Source organism: Micromonospora sp. NPDC005324, assembly GCF_040607155.1.
Classification (GTDB): domain Bacteria; phylum Actinomycetota; class Actinomycetes; order Mycobacteriales; family Micromonosporaceae; genus Micromonospora; species Micromonospora trifolii.
Window position 1 is genome coordinate 30,976 of the sequence record NZ_JBEXGE010000047.1, and the last position, 15,687, is coordinate 46,662.

A 15,687-nucleotide genomic window follows, 5' to 3' on the forward strand; every position below is an offset into this window, starting at 1 on the left:
TCTCATGACCGTCAATCCCACTCCCGCCTCCGCCACGCCCGAGGGCGGTCACCTGCTGGAGTTGCGGGACCTGCACGTCGAGTTCCGCACCAACGAGGGTGTCGCCCGGGTGATCAACGGCGTGTCGTACCACCTGGACGCCGGCGAGACGCTCGCCGTGCTCGGCGAATCCGGCTCGGGTAAGTCGGTCACCGCACAGGCGATCATGGGCATCCTGGACACTCCGCCCGCGTTCGTCCGCTCCGGCCAGATCCTCTACCGGGGTGAGGATCTGCTCACCCGCTCCGAGGAGCAGCGCCGGCAGGTACGCGGCAAGGAGATCGCGATGATCTTCCAGGACGCGCTCTCCGCGCTCAACCCGGTCTTCCCGGTCGGCTGGCAGATCGGTGAGACGCTGCGCCAGCGCGCCGGCATGTCCCGGGCCGACGCTCGACGTCGTGCCGTCGAACTGATGGATCTGGTCAAGATTCCCGGTGCCGCCAAGCGGATCGGTGACTACCCGCACCAGTTCTCCGGCGGCATGCGGCAGCGCGTCATGATCGCCATGGCGTTGGCGCTGGACCCGAAGGTGCTGATCGCCGACGAGCCCACCACGGCCCTCGACGTGACAGTGCAGGCCCAGATCATGGACCTGCTGGCCGACCTGCGTCGGGACCTCAACATGGCGATGATCCTGATCACCCACGACCTGGGTGTGGTCGCCGGCGTCGCGGACCGGATCGCCGTCATGTACGCCGGGCGGATCGTCGAGCACGCCGACGTCCGCTCGCTCTATAAGGCGCCCGCCCACCCGTACACAAAGGGTTTGTTGGAATCGATCCCGCGCCTGGACGTCCGCGGCCAGGAACTGTCGACGATCAAGGGGTTGCCGCCGAACCTGATGCGCATCCCGTCCGGCTGCCCGTTCCACCCCCGGTGCCCGTACGTCCAGCAGGTCTGCGTGGACGAGGTGCCGCACGACCTGGTCCTCGGCGACGGCCGGACCAGCGCTTGCCACTTCGCGCAGGAGGTCCGTGATGACAGCGTCGCCCGCTAACCCGACCAAGGTCCGCGGCGAGACGATCCTCTCCGTCGACAACCTGGTCAAGCACTTCCCGATCACCCAGGGCGTGCTGTTCCAGCGGCAGATCGGGGCGGTCAAGGCCGTTGACGGGGTGAGCTTCGAGCTGCGTCGGGGCGAGACGCTCGGCGTGGTCGGCGAGTCCGGCTGCGGCAAGTCCACCCTCGCCCGGCTGCTGATGCGGTTGGAGACGCCCACCTCCGGACGCGCCACCCTGGAGGGCAGGGACCTGTTCAAGGCCTCCGGGGGCGAGCTGCGCCGGCTGCGCCGCAACATGCAGATGGTGATGCAGGACCCGTACACCTCGTTGAACCCGCGGATGACCGTCGGCGACATCATCGGCGAGCCGTTCGAGATCCACCCGGATGCCGCGCCGAAGGGCAGCAAGGCCAGGCGGGTCCAGGAGCTGTTGGACCTGGTCGGGCTCAACCCGGAGCACATCAACAGGTACCCGCACCAGTTCTCCGGCGGTCAGCGTCAGCGCATCGGCATCGCCCGCGCCCTCGCGCTGAAGCCCGAGGTGATCGTCTGCGACGAGCCGGTGTCGGCGCTGGACGTCTCCATCCAGGCCCAGGTGATCAACCTGCTCAAGCAGCTACAGGGCGAGCTGGGGCTCTCGTACATCTTCATCGCCCACGACCTGTCAGTGGTGCGGCACATCGCCGACCGCGTCGCGGTGATGTACCTCGGTCGGATCGTCGAGATCGGCACCGAGGACGAGATCTACGAGCGGGCCACCCACCCGTACACCCAGGCTCTGCTCTCTGCCGTGCCGGTGCCGGACCCGGAGGCCCGCGACCAGCGCAACATGATCCGGCTGGTCGGCGACGTGCCCAGCCCGGCCGACCCGCCGAGCGGGTGCCACTTCCGGACCCGCTGCTGGAAGGCCCAGGACATCTGCGCCACCGAGGACCCCCGGGCGGTCCCGAGAGCAGCGGACCCCCACCCCTCGGCCTGCCACTTCGCCGAACTCCGCCCAACCCCGGCCTGACCGCACCAGACCCCTGCAGTTGATCATGAAGTTACTGCCCTGACACGCCGACGTGCAGGGCAATAACTTCATGATCAACGAGGTAGGGGGCCGGGGGCCCGGGCGGGGTTAGTGGAAGAAGTGGCGGGTTCCGGTCAGGTACATCGTTACGTTGGCCTTTTTGGCTGCTTCGATTACCTCTTCGTCGCGGATGGAGCCGCCGGGCTGCACTATGGCGCGGACGCCGGCGTCGATGAGGATCTGCGGGCCGTCGGCGAACGGGAAGAACGCGTCCGAGGCGCCGACCGAGCCGCGGGCCCGGTCGGCACCGGCGCGGCTGACCGCGAGCTGCGCCGAGTCGACCCGGTTGACCTGACCCATGCCCACGCCGACGGTGGCGCCGTCCTTGGCGAGCAGGATCGCGTTGCTCTTCACCGCGCGGACCGCCCGCCAGGCGAACGCGAGGTCCCGCAGCAGTTCCTCGTCGGCGGCCTCGCCGGTCGCCAACTGCCAGTTGGCCGGGTCGTCGCCGGGGGCGTTCACCCGGTCGGCGACCTGGGCCAGCACGCCACCGGTCACCTGCCGCAACTCCACCAGGGCCGGCTTCCAGGCCGGTGCCCGCAGCAGCCGGATGTTCTTCTTGCCCTGCAACACCTCGACCGCGCCCTCGTCGAAGCCGGGAGCGACCACCACCTCGGTGAAGATCTCGGCGACCTGCCGGGCCAGCTCGACCGAGACCGAACGGTTGACCGCGATGACGCCGCCGTACGCCGACACCGGGTCGCAGGCGTGCGCCCTGCGGTGGGCCTCGGCGACGTCCGCGCCGACAGCGATGCCGCACGGGTTGGCGTGCTTGATGATCGCCACCGCCGGCTGGTCGGCGAAGTCGTTCGCGGCCCGCCAGGCGGCGTCGGCGTCGACGTAGTTGTTGTACGACATCTCCTTGCCGTGCAGCTGCTCGGCCTGGGCCAGCCCGGCCGGGGCGTCCGGGTCGGTGTAGAGCGCGGCGGGCTGGTGCGGGTTCTCGCCGTAGCGCAGCGCTGTCGACTTGCGCAGCGCCAGCCCCGCGAACTGCGGCCACCAGTCGTCGGCGGGCGCCAGCTCCCGGGCGCACCACTGGGCAACCGCGACGTCGTACTCGGCGATGTCGGCGAACGCCCGGGCGGCCAGCGCGCGACGCTGCGCCAGTGTGAAGCCACCCTCGGCGAGCGCGCCGAGCAGGGCCGGGTAACCGGCCGGGTCGGTGAGCACGGCGACCGAGGCGTGGTTCTTGGCGGCGGCCCGCACCATGGCCGGGCCACCGATGTCGATCTGCTCCACGCACTCCTCGACACCGGCGCCGGAGGCGACGGTGGCCTGGAACGGGTAGAGGTTGGAGACCAGCAGGTCGAACGCCGCCACGCCCAGCTCGTCGAGCTGTGCCACGTGCGTGTCCTTGCGCAGGTCCGCGAGGAGACCCGCGTGCACCTTCGGGTGCAGGGTCTTCACCCGGCCGTCGAGCACCTCGGGGAACCCGGTCACCGTCTCCACCGGCGTCACCGGCACCCCGGCGGCGGCGATGGTGCCCGCAGTGCTGCCGGTGGACACGATCTCCACTCCGGCCGCGTGCAGGGCCTGAGCCAGCTCGACCAGCCCGGTCTTGTCGTAGACGCTGACCAGCGCCCGCCTGATCGGGCGGCGCCCGTCCTGAGTGGGACTCACGGAACCGTGACCTTCCTTCCGGTGATGGTCCAGCCTTCACGGACCAGCCGACCGACCTGCTCGACGAGCTGGCGTCGCTCGGCTTCCTTGATGCGCTCGGTGAGCGTGTCGACGTCGTCGTCGTCCAGCACCGGCACCGCTACCTGCGCGACAATCGGCCCGGTGTCCATGCCGGCGTCGACGAAGAAGAGGGTGGCTCCGGTGAGCTTCACGCCGTAGGCGAGGGCGTCACGCGGGCCGTGGATGCCGGGGAACGCCGGCAGCAGCGTGTTGTGGGTGTTCAGGTAGCGGTCGCCGAAGGCGGCGAGGAAGTGCGGGCCGACCAGCTTGAGGAAACCGGCGGAGATGACCAGGTCGGGCTGGTGCTTCGCGACGTGCGCGGTGAGCGCGCGGTCCCAGTCCTCCCGGGTGTCGTGGTCGCGGACCCGCTCGACGAAGGTCGGCACCCCCGCCGCGTCGGCCCGGTCCAGGCCCGCGATGCCGTCGCGGTCAGCGCCGACCGCTACGACCTCTGCGCCGTACGCGAGGTCGGCGGCGGCATCCAGCAGCGACTGAAGGTTGCTCCCGGAGCCGGAGATGAGGACGACGATGCGGGCGACAGGCGCGGGCTCGGTCACCGCGCCACCCTATCGGGCAGGTCAGGGACGCCCTTCGACCGGGCGGTGCGCCGATCTTCGACGGTGCTGACGTGCGTCGACCCGGTACGCTGCCGCTCGCTCGGGCCGAACGCCGCACCGGCCCACACACCGCCCCTGATCCGGCACACCAAGCGGTCGAAGAGGGCCCGTTTGCCTGCTTTGGGAGACATGTCGTCCTGTTGCTGTACTGGGCTTTGGGAGGACTGACCGCGATCATGGATGGAAACAAAGAGCACCAACTGACGGAACCAGTCCAAGGAGCTTCTCGAATGCAGCCCGGTAACCCCGGTCAGGACCCGTACGGCCAGCAGCCCAACCAGGACCCGACCGCTCCCCAGCCGCCGGCCGCCCCGTACGGCCAGCAGCCCACCTCCGGCCAGCCGTACGGCCAGCAGCCGCACGACCCGTACGCCGCGCCGCAGGCGCCGTACGGCCAGCAGCCCACCTCGGGGCAGCCGTATGGTCAGCAGCCGCCGCACCAGGACCCGTACGCGCAGCAGCAGCCGCCGTACGGCGCCGGCCCGACGTACCCGAACGCCGGGTACCCGCAGGCGCAGGGGCAGGGGCAGAACAACACCCTCGGCCTGGTGTCGATGATCCTCGGTATCGCGTCGATCCCGCTGGTCTGCTGCCTGTACCTGGGCATCCCGGTCGGCATCGCTGGCATCGTGACCGGCTACCTCGCCAAGCAGAAGGTGGCCCAGGGCCAGGCCAACAACGCCGGCCAGGCCAAGGCCGGTCTGATCTGCGGCGCGGTCGGCGTCGGGCTGGGCATCCTGCTGCTCATCCTGAGCGTCGTGGCGCAGGTCAACCTGCCCACCCAGCCCTGACGGGCTCGGATTCGACGGGGCGCTCCGGGTTTCCCCGGGGCGCCCCGCGCTCGTCTACTGCGCGGGGCCGCGGGTCAGCGCCCGGGTGGCGGCGGCGCCGAGCAGCGCGCCGACCGCTATGACACCGGCCGCCACCGCCCCGACCTGCCAACCCACCGGCCCGACCTGGGCCAGCCGACCGGCGCCGAGCGGCCCGCCGGAGACCGCCGCGGCCGCACCGAGCACCACCCCGGCGACCGGCCCGGCCAGCGCCGCCGGCGCCAGCAACTCGGCCCAGCGCTGCGCAGCCCGCTCCGGCCCGGCGAGTCGGGCCACCCGCCGGGCGAGCAGCCAACCGGCGACCATCCCGGCCAGCACCGGCACCGCGAGCAGCAGGGCGCCGAAGCCGTCCACCGGGCCGCGCGGCAGGCCAGCGAGCAGCGGCACGGCCGGCAGCGCGCCGACCGACACCTCGCTGGTGCGGACCGCGGTGTCCGTCCCGACCGCGAAACCCGGCCCGAGCAGGTAACTGGTCGACCAGACCGCCGCGTTGGGCGCGTACGCGACGCTGACCAGTGTGATGCCGGCCTGCCCGGCGACCCCGGTCCGGTACGCCCCGATCATGTCGGCCGCGTCGCCGCCGCCGGTGGCCACCGCCAGGCCGGCCGCGCCCGCGCCCGCGCCGAGCAGCAGCAGCCCGGCCACCAGACCGGTGCGAACGCCGTCGCGCACCGGGCCCGGCAGTCGGGTGACGAGCAGCCGGGTCACGGCGGTGATCCGTACCGCGCCGACCAGCGCGGCGACTGTGCCGACCGCCGCGAACGTGCCACTCGCCCGGATCACTGACACCTCCGGCCCACCGGTGCCGACCAGCACCGCTGCGAGCGCGCCGAGCAGCGCGTACGCGATGCCGACCGCGACCGCGGCGAGCAGTGCCCGGCGCGGCGAGCGGGTGTCGCGAGCACCGATCGCGCGGCTGACGTGCACACCGGCGCGGGTCAGCCGCCAGAGCGCGAGCACTGTCAGCGCCAGCGGGGCGAGCCCGAGCGGCCCGGACTCGGTGTGCAGCGGCACGCCGTGCCCGAGCAACCAGCCGGTCAGCGCGGTGCGCAGGGTGCCGGTGAGGGTGCTGGAGTCCGCGCCGAGCTGCACCAGGCCGAGCACGATGGCGACCGGCAGGTACGAGGTGAGGGCGGCCCAGCAGGCGGCCACCCCGGCGGCGACGGGCAACGGCGCCCGTCCGCGCGGCGACCCGCCCGCGCGGGGCGCGGGCACCCGCCGGGCCGGTGCGGCACGGTCGACCGGCCGGTCGTCGGCGCGCACGCCGCCGGGACGGCTGGGACGGTCAGGGGTGACGGGGGACATCCGCTCTACTCTGGCACGTCGCGCGGGCGGTGGCAGTCCGTTAACCCCTCCTAAGGTCGGCGAGTTCACCGAACCCACGTCCTGCCCAGCCGGGCCGGTCTAGCCTCGGCCGTGAGGGGGCGCGAGTCGCCGCCACCCGGGACGGGCCCGCCGGTAGCGGTCCGGGCCGGCATGTCGCCCATGACCGCTCGGAGGAAGCTGTGACGACGCCATACCCGCCTCCCCCACCACCACCGGCCCAGGGACGCGACCGCACCACCCTCTGGGGCGTGCTGGGCATCGTGCTGGGGCTGATCTGCTGCGGCATCTTCGGCATCGTCTTCGGCTACCTGTCTATCCGCGACGCCCGGCGGTACGGGCAGTCGCCGCTGCTCGGTTACCTCGCCATCGCGTTCGGCGTGATCAACATCATCGGCGGGGCGATCCTGCGCTCGACCGGCAACTACCCGTTCTGGAACAACGACTGACCAACGCGGAGCGCCTACGCCGAAGGGGGTCGACCGTGACCGGTCGACCCCCTTCGTCCTGCCTGACCGGCTCAGTTGCCGGACATGATCTCCCGCATCAGCTTCGCGGTCTCGGTCGGCGTCTTGCCGACCTTGACGCCGACGGCCTCCAGCGCAGCCTGCTTCGCCTCGGCGGTGCCGGCCGAACCAGAGATGATCGCCCCGGCGTGACCCATGGTCTTGCCGGGCGGAGCGGTGAAGCCGGCGATGTAGCCGACCACCGGCTTGGTGACGTTGGCCTTGATGAACTCGGCGGCCCGCTCCTCGGCGTCGCCACCGATCTCACCGATCATCACGATGGCGTCGGTCTCCGGGTCGGCCTCGAACGCCGCGAGGGCGTCGATGTGGGTGGTCCCGATGATCGGGTCACCGCCGATGCCGACGCAGGTGGAGAAACCGATGTCGCGCAGCTCGTACATCATCTGGTAGGTCAGCGTGCCGCTCTTGCTGACCAGGCCGATCCGGCCGGAGCCGGTGATGTCGGCCGGGATGATGCCGGCGTTGGACGCGCCCGGCGAGGCGATGCCCGGGCAGTTCGGCCCGATGATCCGGGTCCGCTCGCCCTGCGCCACGTTGTACGCCCAGAACGACGCGGTGTCGTGCACCGGGACGCCCTCGGTGATCACCACGGCCAGCGGGATCGCGGCGTCGATCGCCTCGACCACGGCGGCCTTGGTGAACTGCGGCGGCACGAAGATGACTGTGACGTCGGCCCCGGTCTCGGCAATCGCGTCCGCGACGGACGCGAAGACCGGCAGCTCGGTGCCGTCGAAGTCGACAGTCTGGCCCGCCTTGCGCGGGTTGACGCCACCCACCACTCCTGTGCCGGCGGCCAGCATCCGCCGGGTGTGCTTGGAACCCTCGGAACCGGTCATCCCCTGGACGATGACCTTCGAGTCCTTGGTCAGCCAGATAGCCATGATCAGACCCCCGCAGCTGCCAGCTCGGCGGCCCGCTCGGCCGCACCGTCCATGGTGTCCACCCGCTGCACGAGCGGGTTGTTCGCGCTGTCCAGGATCGCCCGGCCAGCTTCGGCGTTGTTGCCGTCGAGGCGGACGACGAGCGGCTTGGTGACCTGCTCGCCGCGCTGCTCGAGCAGGGCCAGCGCCTGGATGATGCCGTTGGCGACCTCGTCGCAGGCGGTGATGCCGCCGAAGACGTTGACGAAGACGCTCTTCACGGCCGGGTCGGAGAGCACGATCTCCAGCCCGTTCGCCATCACCGCGGCGCTCGCGCCGCCGCCGATGTCGAGGAAGTTGGCCGGCTTGACGTTGCCGTGCCGCTCACCGGCGTACGCGACCACGTCGAGGGTCGACATGACCAGACCCGCGCCGTTGCCGATGATGCCGACCTCGCCGTCGAGCTTGACGTAGTTGAGGTCCTTGGCCTTGGCGGCCTGCTCCAGCGGGTCCACAGCGGCCTGGTCGACAAGCGCCTCGTGGTCCGGGTGCCGGAACGCCGCGTTCTCGTCCAGGCTGATCTTGGCGTCGAGCAGCAGCATCCGGCCGTCGCCGTTCTTGGCGAGCGGGTTGACCTCGACCAGGGTGGCGTCCTCGGCGACGAACGCCTGCCACAGGCTGACGGCGATCTCGACCACCTGGTCGGCGACCTCGGCCGGGAAGCCGGCAGCGGTCACGATCTCGCGGGCCTTGGCCTCGTCCACGCCCTTGACGGCGTCGATCGGGGCCTTCACGACCTTGTCGGGGGTCTCGGCGGCGACCTGCTCGATGTCCATGCCGCCGGCGACGCTGGCGATGCAGAGGAAGGTGCGGTTCGCCCGGTCGAGCAGGTACGAGAAGTAGTACTCCTCGGCCACGTCCGCGGTCACGGTGATCATGACCTTGTGGACGGTGTGACCCTTGATGTCCATGCCGAGGATGTCGGTGGCCCGGGCCACTGCCTCATCCGGGCCCTCGGCCAGCTTGACGCCGCCGGCCTTACCTCGGCCGCCGACCTTTACCTGCGCTTTGACGACCACACGACCGCCAAGGCGTTCGGCGATCGCGCGGGCCTCTTCCGGGGTAGTGGCGACGCCGCCGGCCAGCACGGGCAAGCCGTGCCGCTCGAACAGGTCCCGCCCCTGGTACTCGTACAGGTCCACGATTGCGCGTCCCGTCCCGTCTCCGCGGCGCGCCGTCGCGCCGCCACCAGCGTTCAGAAAACAGTTTGACGCCTGTCATCAGTTGAAACAGGCCATTGGCCGCAGCCTAGCGAGGTCGGCACCACCGGCAACCGAGCGGGTGCACGGTGTGCGGTAATGCACAACCGGACATCAGGTGTGGCCGTTTTCCGGCCATGACTCGGGTGGCATCCACCGTCCGGGCGATGTTGTCCGGCTTGCGTAACCCTGCCGTGGGGGCGTCGTTGAGTCAGGTGTCGGAGCGCTGAACAGCGCAAAGACGGGATACGGCCGATGCCCTGTCGGTCGAGGGGTGGCGGCGGGGCATCGTGCATAGAGGGGCCGGACGTGTGAGGGGTGCGTCCGGCCCCTCCCCCGTGCCCACAGTCGGTGACGCAACAGATCGGCGTGCCTCAGGAAACCGGCTGGGCCACGTTCTGTCGAACCCACTCGACAATCGCCTGGGTGGTGGCGCCCGGCGTGAAGATCTTCGCGACGCCCAGCTTCTCCAACTCGGGAATGTCGCCGTTCGGAATGATGCCGCCACCGAACACGACGATGTCGCGGGCGTCCCGCTCGCCGAGCAGTTCCAGCACCCGCCGGAAGAGCGTCATGTGCGCGCCGGAGAGCACGGACAGGCCGACCGCGTCGGCGTCCTCCTGGATGGCGGTCTCCACGATCTGCTCGGGAGTCTGGTGCAGGCCGGTGTAGACGACCTCCATACCGGCGTCCCGCAGGGCGCGCGCAACGACCTTCGCGCCCCGGTCATGGCCGTCCAGCCCGGGCTTGGCGACGACGACCCGAATCCGAGAGCTCATCAGCGCACACCTTTCACCGGCTTGACCGCCTTCACCTTAACGAACGGTAACCCGGCGGGCCCGGCCCGGGAAATCCGGGCTCTGTCACCGGCCGTTACCCGGCGTGTCCACCTGGCAACCCGGAGAGCTCGGGCCCCTTCCCGTTCCGACCTCACCGCCGCCACGTCGCTGGCAGGACCGGGGACACCATCCTGGCGTCGTCCGGAGTCAAGCCGGACGACTCCGCCGGAACGGTCACGCTCGGCGACGAACGGGCAGCGACGGGGGCACCGTTCGGCGTCGCGATGCATGACAATCGTGGACGCAAACGGACAGATCGACACGCCAATTTTTCGGTCTAGCTTGTGACTCGCCTGGCGGTTGGCTAACGTGTCCACGGTTGTCATCAGGTCCATGGACGGGTGACGACGCGGTCAGCGGACGTTTCACTGGAGCCTCAGGGGACGCCACCGGCCGCTTCGGAACCCCGACAACGGAGGGTGTGCGTGCGCCAGCGCCTGTCGTCTGAGCCCGATCGATATCGCGGTCGCCGCCGCGTACCCACCCCACCCCGCAGCCGTTACGCCGCTGTCGTCACCACCGCGTTCGTCGGTGCCGGCATCGTGGCTCTCGGCGCGAGCGCCCTGCCGGACGCCAAGGACGTCAGCCCGACGGTCCTCGACGAGCTCAAGCAGGCGTCGGTCACCAGCCAGGACGCCGCGGCCCGTTCGGAGAACGCCGACCGCGCCTCCCGGGACAGCCGCAGCAAGGACAGCGCCGAGCCCGAGGTCTGGCTGCTGCCGCTGCAGGGTTACGACTTCAACTCCCCGTACGGGATGCGCTGGGGCAAGCTGCACACCGGCGTGGACCTGGTCGCCGGCGAGGGCACTCCCTACGTGGCGATCCACGACGGGTTGGTCACCAAGGCCGGCTGGTTCGGCGGGTACGGCAACGCGGTGATCGTCCAGCACGCCGACGGCAGCGAGGCCATCTACGGCCACTCCTCCGCGGTGAGCGTCAAGGAAGGCCAGCAGATCAAGGCGGGCGACCAGCTCGGCCTCGTGGGTCAGACCGGCCACGCGTACGGCACCCACCTGCACCTGGAGATCCATGTCAAGGGGCAGCCGATCGACCCGGTGCCGTTCCTCCAGGAGCGCGGAGTGGACATCAAGCTGCAAGTCGAGGCAATCTACAGCGAGGTAGCCGCCTCCTGACGATGCGTCACGACCGTTGACCGCCCGGATCTGTCGATCCGGGCGGTTTTGCGTCAGCCGGTCCTGGCAGATGTATCCCGGGTCACAGCGTCGACTGTGACCGACGGCACCCACCAAGGTGATCATTTTTCCGGATGTAGCGCCGCACAGCGGGTCATATCCGGGCAACCGACCATCCGCTCTCCGTCCGAGGGTTCGGTCCCCGCGCCTGCCCCACCTCGGCCCGCCACCAGTATTTCGAGGTCAAGTGCCCCTCGACTGTGAAGGTCCGCCGTGCAGGAAGACAGCCCCGTCCAGAACGAGAACACCCCCGACACCAGCCAGACCGCGCCGCCGCGGCGCACCGGCCGGCGGAACCGCCTCATCGTGCTCGGGGCCGCCGCCCTGGTGGCCCTCGGCCTCGGTGGTGTCGCCGTCGCCACCAGCGGCACCGACCACCCGGCACCCGCCGCCGTCTCCCTCGACGCCCAGGCCCGAGCCGACAGCGCGAGCCGGGCCGACCGCTCGGTCCGTGAGTCGAGCACCCCGGTCGCCCCCTCGCTGAGCCCGACACCCAGCCCGTCGGCGGTCAGCGCCAGCCCGACCCCCGCGAAGACGGCCGCCGCGAAGGCCAAGCCGAAGCCGAAGAAGACCACAAAGCCCACGCCCGCCTGGGTCGACCCGATGCCGGGCGCGGCCGTCACGTCCTGCTACGGGCAGCGCTGGGGCACCCTGCACGCCGGTATCGACCTGGCGCTGCCCTCCGGTACGCCGATCCACGCCGCAGCCGCCGGCACCGTGACCCAGGCCGGCGACGCCTCCGACGGGTACGGCAACTCGGTCTTCATCGACCACGGCAACGGCTACCTGACCCACTACGCCCACCAGAGCCGCATCGCGGTCACCGTCGGCCAGAAGGTGAAGGCCGGCCAGGTCATCGGCTACGAGGGCGCCACCGGCGACGCCACCGGCCCGCACCTGCACTTCGAGGTGCACCAGGGCATGTGGAACCAGATCGACCCGGCCCCGTTCATGCGGGCCCACGGCGTCGACCTGGGCTGCTGAGGCAACATCCCGGCGTGGTCCGGGCGCGACAGCAGGAAAGGAGGGGCCCGAGGCCCCTCCTTCCCTGCATCAGCGCAATGGTGCGGGCGCGACGGGTCAGAGCTTGTCGACCGGAGCGTGCCGGAGCACCAGCCACATGGTCTGGTCGCCGAAGTCGATCTGCGCGCGGGCACCCGGGCCGTGCCCCTCGACGGCGAGCACCCGCCCCAACCCGTACCGCTGGTGGTTGACCCGGTCGCCCGCGGACACCTTCGGCCCCTGCGGCAACTCGCTGGCGGTGGTCAGCCGGCTGGCGTCCACGCCGAGCCGCTGCGCCAACTGCGCCGCCTTCGGCGTACCCCCGGTGAAGTTGCCACGCGCGCCGGGCGCGCGGTCCGCGCGGCCACCGACGCCGCCGCCCCCGCCGGCCCACGAGGTGTACGACCCCTCGGTGCGCTCCCAGTGCACCAACTCGGTCGGCAGCTCCTCCAGGAAGCGCGACGGCGGGTTGTACGACGGCTGCCCCCAGGCCGAGCGGGTCACCGCCCGGGACAGGTAGAGCCGCTGTCGGGCACGGGTGATGCCGACGTACGCCAGTCGGCGCTCCTCCTCCAACTCTCGGGTGTCGCCCAGCGAGCGCAGGTGCGGGAAGACGCCGTCCTCCAGCCCGGTCAGGAAGACCACAGGGAATTCCAGCCCCTTGGCGGTGTGCAGCGTCATCAGGGTGACCACGCCCTGGTGGTCGGGGTCGTCGGAGGGGATCTGGTCGGCGTCGGCGACCAGCGCCACCTGCTCCAGGAAGCCGGCCAGGGTGGCCCGATCGCCCTCCTCGCCCAGCGCCTCGATCCGCTCGGTGTACTCGCGGGCGACGCTGACCAGCTCCTGGAGGTTGTCCACCCGGCCGGCGTCCTGCGGGTCCAGGCTCTCCTCCAGCTCGGTGAGGTAGCCGGAGCGGGTCAGCAGCGCCTCCAGCACCTCCTCCGGGGTGCCAGTCTCGGCCAGCGCGCGGGCGCCGTCGAGCAGCGCCACGAAGTCGGCGATGCCGTTGGCCGCCCGGCTGGAGATGCCCGACGCCTCCCGGGCCCGGCGCAGCGCCGCGCCGAAGGAGATCCGGTCGCGGCTGGAGAGCGCCTCGACACACGCCTCGGCGCGGTCGCCGATGCCTCGGCGCGGGGTGTTGAGCACCCGCCGCAGGCTCACCGTGTCGTCGTCGTTGACCACCGAACGCAGGTACGCGAGGGCGTCGCGGACCTCCTTGCGCTCGTAGAAGCGCACCCCGCCGACCACCTTGTAGGGCAGGCCGACCCGGATGAACACCTCCTCGAAGACGCGTGACTGGGCGTTGGTGCGGTAAAAGACGGCGACGTCGCCGGGGCGGGTCTCGTCGGCGTCCACCAGCCGGTCGATCTCCCGGGCCGCCCAGTCGGCCTCGGCGTGCTCGGTGTCGGCCACGTAGCCGACGATCTGCTCGCCGGCGCCGGCCTCGCTCCACAGCCGCTTGGGTTTGCGGGAGGTGTTGCGGTCGATCACCGCGTTGGCAGCGTTGAGGATGGTCTGGGTGGAGCGGTAGTTCTGCTCCAGCAGGATCGTCCGCGCGTCGGTGAAGTCCCGTTCGAACTCCAGGATGTTGCGGATCGTCGCACCCCGGAACGCGTAGATCGACTGGTCGGCGTCGCCGACCACGCACAGCTCGGCCGGGTCCAGCCCGTCGGTGCCGGAGACCAGCTCCTTGATCAGGACGTACTGGGCGTGGTTGGTGTCCTGGTACTCGTCCACCAGCACGTGCCGGAACCGCCGGCGGTAGCTCTCCGCGACGTGCGGGTGGGACTGGAGCAGGTGCACCGTGGTCATGATCAGGTCGTCGAAGTCCAGTGCGTGTGCCTCGCGCAGCCGGCGCTGGTAGAGCGTGTACGCCTCGGCCAGCGCCCGCTCGTTGGGCCCGGTGGCCCGCGCCGCGAACTGCTCCGGGTCGACCAGTTCGTTCTTGAGGTTGGAGACCTGGGCCGCCAGCCCACGCGCCGGGTAGCGCTTCGGGTCGAGATCCAGCTCGCGGGTCACCAACTGCATCAGCCGGCGGGAGTCGTCCGCGTCATAGATCGAGAACGTCGACTTGAGGCCGGCGTGCTCGTGCTCGGCACGCAGAATCCGCACGCAGGCCGAGTGGAACGTCGACACCCACATCAGGCGGGCCCGGGGGCCCACCAGCGCGGCGACGCGCTCCTTCATCTCACCGGCGGCCTTGTTGGTGAAGGTGATCGCGATGATCTCACCGGGGTGCACGTCCCGAGCGGCGAGCAGGTAGGCGATCCGGTGCGCGAGCACCCGGGTCTTGCCGGACCCGGCGCCGGCAACGATCAGCAGCGGCGAGCCGGCATGGCTGACGGCGTCGCGCTGTGGCCCGTTCAGCTCGGCGAGCAGCTGCTGCGGATCGAGGCGCGCGGCGGCCGCCGCGGGTCGGTGCGGGCGGGCCGGCGCGGACTCCGGCGCAGGCGGGGACGCGGGGATGTCGAAGAGAGGATGCATCGCCCGACAAGTCTATGCCGCAGGCCGGACACTGCGCCTCTGGCGCTGCGCAGCTCGTGCCCGATGGCGCGCACCACCACCTCGCACGCCCACCGGCGGGAAAGGTGCCCTCCGCGACGCGGAATGCTTGCGCACCCGGGAACGACGTGGGCATACTCGACGGCGTGATCGCTGCGCGCTTGTCCTTTTACTATGGCACCGGGAGTCCGGCTGCCGTAGGTCGCGCCTGATCGATTCAGACCTGCTAAAGCCCCGGGCTCCTGGAGTCCGGGGCCTTTTCCGTCCCAGGTTCCGGGCACCGGGCACCACAGTGCGAGAGGTACCCGATGATGACAGACGTGATGGAGCAGAGCGGCAGCCCGATCCGACCGGGGCAGCCCGCCGCGCAGGGGGCTGAGCCGGCGGTGGCCACACCACCGGCGGGTGCGGGCGCTGAGCCGGCCGAGCAGCAGACCGGCACCCAGGAGCCGTCCGCCTCGGCGCGGATCGTGCAGATCAGGGAACGGATCGACGAGATCGACAACGCGCTGGTCACGCTCTGGCAGGAGCGGGCCGCGCTGTCCCAGGAGGTCGGCGCGACCCGGATGGCGTCCGGTGGGACGCGCCTGGTGCTCTCCCGGGAACGGGAGATCCTGGAGCGGTTCCGGGTCGCGCTCGGCGCCGACGGCACCCAGCTGGCCCTGCTGCTGCTCCGCGCGGGCCGCGGCCCGCTGTGAGCCGCCCCAGGACGCGCTGAACCGGGCCACGGCCACCCTGGTGAGCAACTACCGCCCGTCGTGCTTGCTGACGCCGCGTGGGCAACCACGCGCCACGCGGCCGATCCGGCTCACGAACAGACGAAACCGCCTGCCGTCGTCGTGGCGACGACGGCAGGCGGTTTCGGTGACTCACGCCTCGTGGGTGGCGACGATCTCGCGCTTCTCCGCGAAGTGGCAGGCGCTCGGGTGGTCCGAGTCCCGACG

The 15,687-nt window shown here is 71.1% G+C and carries 15 protein-coding genes; 8 read left to right on the forward strand and 7 right to left on the reverse strand.

Annotated elements, in window-relative coordinates:
• Positions 1 to 4 precede the first annotated feature (4 nt).
• Together ABZS40_RS32285 and ABZS40_RS32290 are read left to right on the forward strand one after the other, a co-directional pair.
• Positions 5 to 1,036, forward strand: a complete 1,032-nt coding sequence (locus tag ABZS40_RS32285; RefSeq protein WP_354947874.1) for an ABC transporter ATP-binding protein — start codon at positions 5 to 7, stop codon at positions 1,034 to 1,036.
• Positions 1,017 to 2,051 (forward strand): dipeptide ABC transporter ATP-binding protein, encoded by a 1,035-nt coding sequence (locus tag ABZS40_RS32290; protein WP_354947876.1) that lies wholly within the window; start codon positions 1,017 to 1,019, stop codon positions 2,049 to 2,051. Before ABZS40_RS32285 ends, ABZS40_RS32290 begins: the two co-directional genes overlap by 20 nt.
• A gap of 108 nt (positions 2,052 to 2,159) precedes the next feature.
• On the opposite strand, the gene purH is transcribed toward ABZS40_RS32290, so the two are convergent.
• Entirely contained in the window at positions 2,160 to 3,731 is a 1,572-nt protein-coding gene (purH, locus tag ABZS40_RS32295) for a bifunctional phosphoribosylaminoimidazolecarboxamide formyltransferase/IMP cyclohydrolase (protein ID WP_354947878.1), read from the reverse strand.
• Positions 3,728 to 4,348, reverse strand: a complete 621-nt coding sequence (gene purN / locus ABZS40_RS32300; RefSeq protein ID WP_354947880.1) for a phosphoribosylglycinamide formyltransferase — start codon at positions 4,346 to 4,348, stop codon at positions 3,728 to 3,730. Before purN ends, purH begins: the two co-directional genes overlap by 4 nt.
• Before the next feature lie 290 nt (positions 4,349 to 4,638).
• On the opposite strand from purN, the gene ABZS40_RS32305 reads away from it, so the two are divergent.
• Positions 4,639 to 5,199: a DUF4190 domain-containing protein gene (locus ABZS40_RS32305; protein ID WP_354947882.1), complete on the forward strand. Its 561-nt coding sequence runs from the start codon at positions 4,639 to 4,641 to the stop codon at positions 5,197 to 5,199.
• A 54-nt stretch (positions 5,200 to 5,253) separates the two neighbouring features.
• Here the strand turns inward: ABZS40_RS32305 and ABZS40_RS32310 are convergent, their stop codons facing one another.
• On the reverse strand, positions 5,254 to 6,543 hold the full coding sequence (locus ABZS40_RS32310; RefSeq protein ID WP_354947883.1) for a DUF6350 family protein: 1,290 nt from the start codon (positions 6,541 to 6,543) through the stop codon (positions 5,254 to 5,256).
• Positions 6,544 to 6,743: 200 nt separating this feature from the next.
• Here ABZS40_RS32310 and ABZS40_RS32315 point away from each other — a divergent pair, with 200 nt between their 5' ends.
• The gene (locus ABZS40_RS32315) at positions 6,744 to 7,010 is read left to right on the forward strand and encodes a hypothetical protein (protein ID WP_091406354.1); all 267 of its coding nucleotides are present in this window, start codon (positions 6,744 to 6,746) and stop codon (positions 7,008 to 7,010) included.
• A 71-nt stretch (positions 7,011 to 7,081) separates the two neighbouring features.
• Here ABZS40_RS32315 and sucD read toward each other — a convergent pair whose 3' ends face one another.
• From sucD to ABZS40_RS32330, 3 genes are all read right to left on the reverse strand, one after another.
• Entirely contained in the window at positions 7,082 to 7,969 is an 888-nt protein-coding gene (gene sucD, locus ABZS40_RS32320) for a succinate--CoA ligase subunit alpha (RefSeq protein ID WP_354947885.1), read from the reverse strand.
• A gap of 2 nt (positions 7,970 to 7,971) precedes the next feature.
• Positions 7,972 to 9,150, reverse strand: coding sequence for an ADP-forming succinate--CoA ligase subunit beta (gene sucC, locus ABZS40_RS32325; RefSeq protein WP_327034009.1), 1,179 nt, complete (start codon positions 9,148 to 9,150; stop codon positions 7,972 to 7,974).
• A gap of 431 nt (positions 9,151 to 9,581) precedes the next feature.
• Positions 9,582 to 9,986 carry a cobalamin B12-binding domain-containing protein gene (locus tag ABZS40_RS32330; protein ID WP_030491849.1) on the reverse strand — a complete coding sequence of 135 codons (405 nt, stop codon included), beginning with the start codon at positions 9,984 to 9,986 and terminating at the stop codon, positions 9,582 to 9,584.
• A 485-nt stretch (positions 9,987 to 10,471) separates the two neighbouring features.
• Between ABZS40_RS32330 and ABZS40_RS32335 the strand changes: the two genes are divergently transcribed.
• Entirely contained in the window at positions 10,472 to 11,179 is a 708-nt protein-coding gene (locus tag ABZS40_RS32335) for a M23 family metallopeptidase (RefSeq protein WP_354947888.1), read from the forward strand.
• Positions 11,180 to 11,452: 273 nt separating this feature from the next.
• Positions 11,453 to 12,223 carry a M23 family metallopeptidase gene (locus ABZS40_RS32340; RefSeq protein WP_354947890.1) on the forward strand — a complete coding sequence of 257 codons (771 nt, stop codon included), beginning with the start codon at positions 11,453 to 11,455 and terminating at the stop codon, positions 12,221 to 12,223.
• A gap of 96 nt (positions 12,224 to 12,319) precedes the next feature.
• On the opposite strand, the gene pcrA is transcribed toward ABZS40_RS32340, so the two are convergent.
• Complete coding sequence (pcrA, locus tag ABZS40_RS32345; protein WP_354947892.1) at positions 12,320 to 14,725, reverse strand: DNA helicase PcrA; 2,406 nt, start codon at positions 14,723 to 14,725, stop codon at positions 12,320 to 12,322.
• A gap of 326 nt (positions 14,726 to 15,051) precedes the next feature.
• Here pcrA and ABZS40_RS32350 point away from each other — a divergent pair, with 326 nt between their 5' ends.
• Together ABZS40_RS32350 and ABZS40_RS32355 are read left to right on the forward strand one after the other, a co-directional pair.
• Positions 15,052 to 15,441 carry a chorismate mutase gene (locus ABZS40_RS32350; protein ID WP_354947894.1) on the forward strand — a complete coding sequence of 130 codons (390 nt, stop codon included), beginning with the start codon at positions 15,052 to 15,054 and terminating at the stop codon, positions 15,439 to 15,441.
• A gap of 40 nt (positions 15,442 to 15,481) precedes the next feature.
• Positions 15,482 to 15,687, forward strand: a 206-nt coding sequence (locus tag ABZS40_RS32355) for a hypothetical protein (RefSeq protein ID WP_354947896.1), incomplete at its 3' end; no start/stop codon positions are given.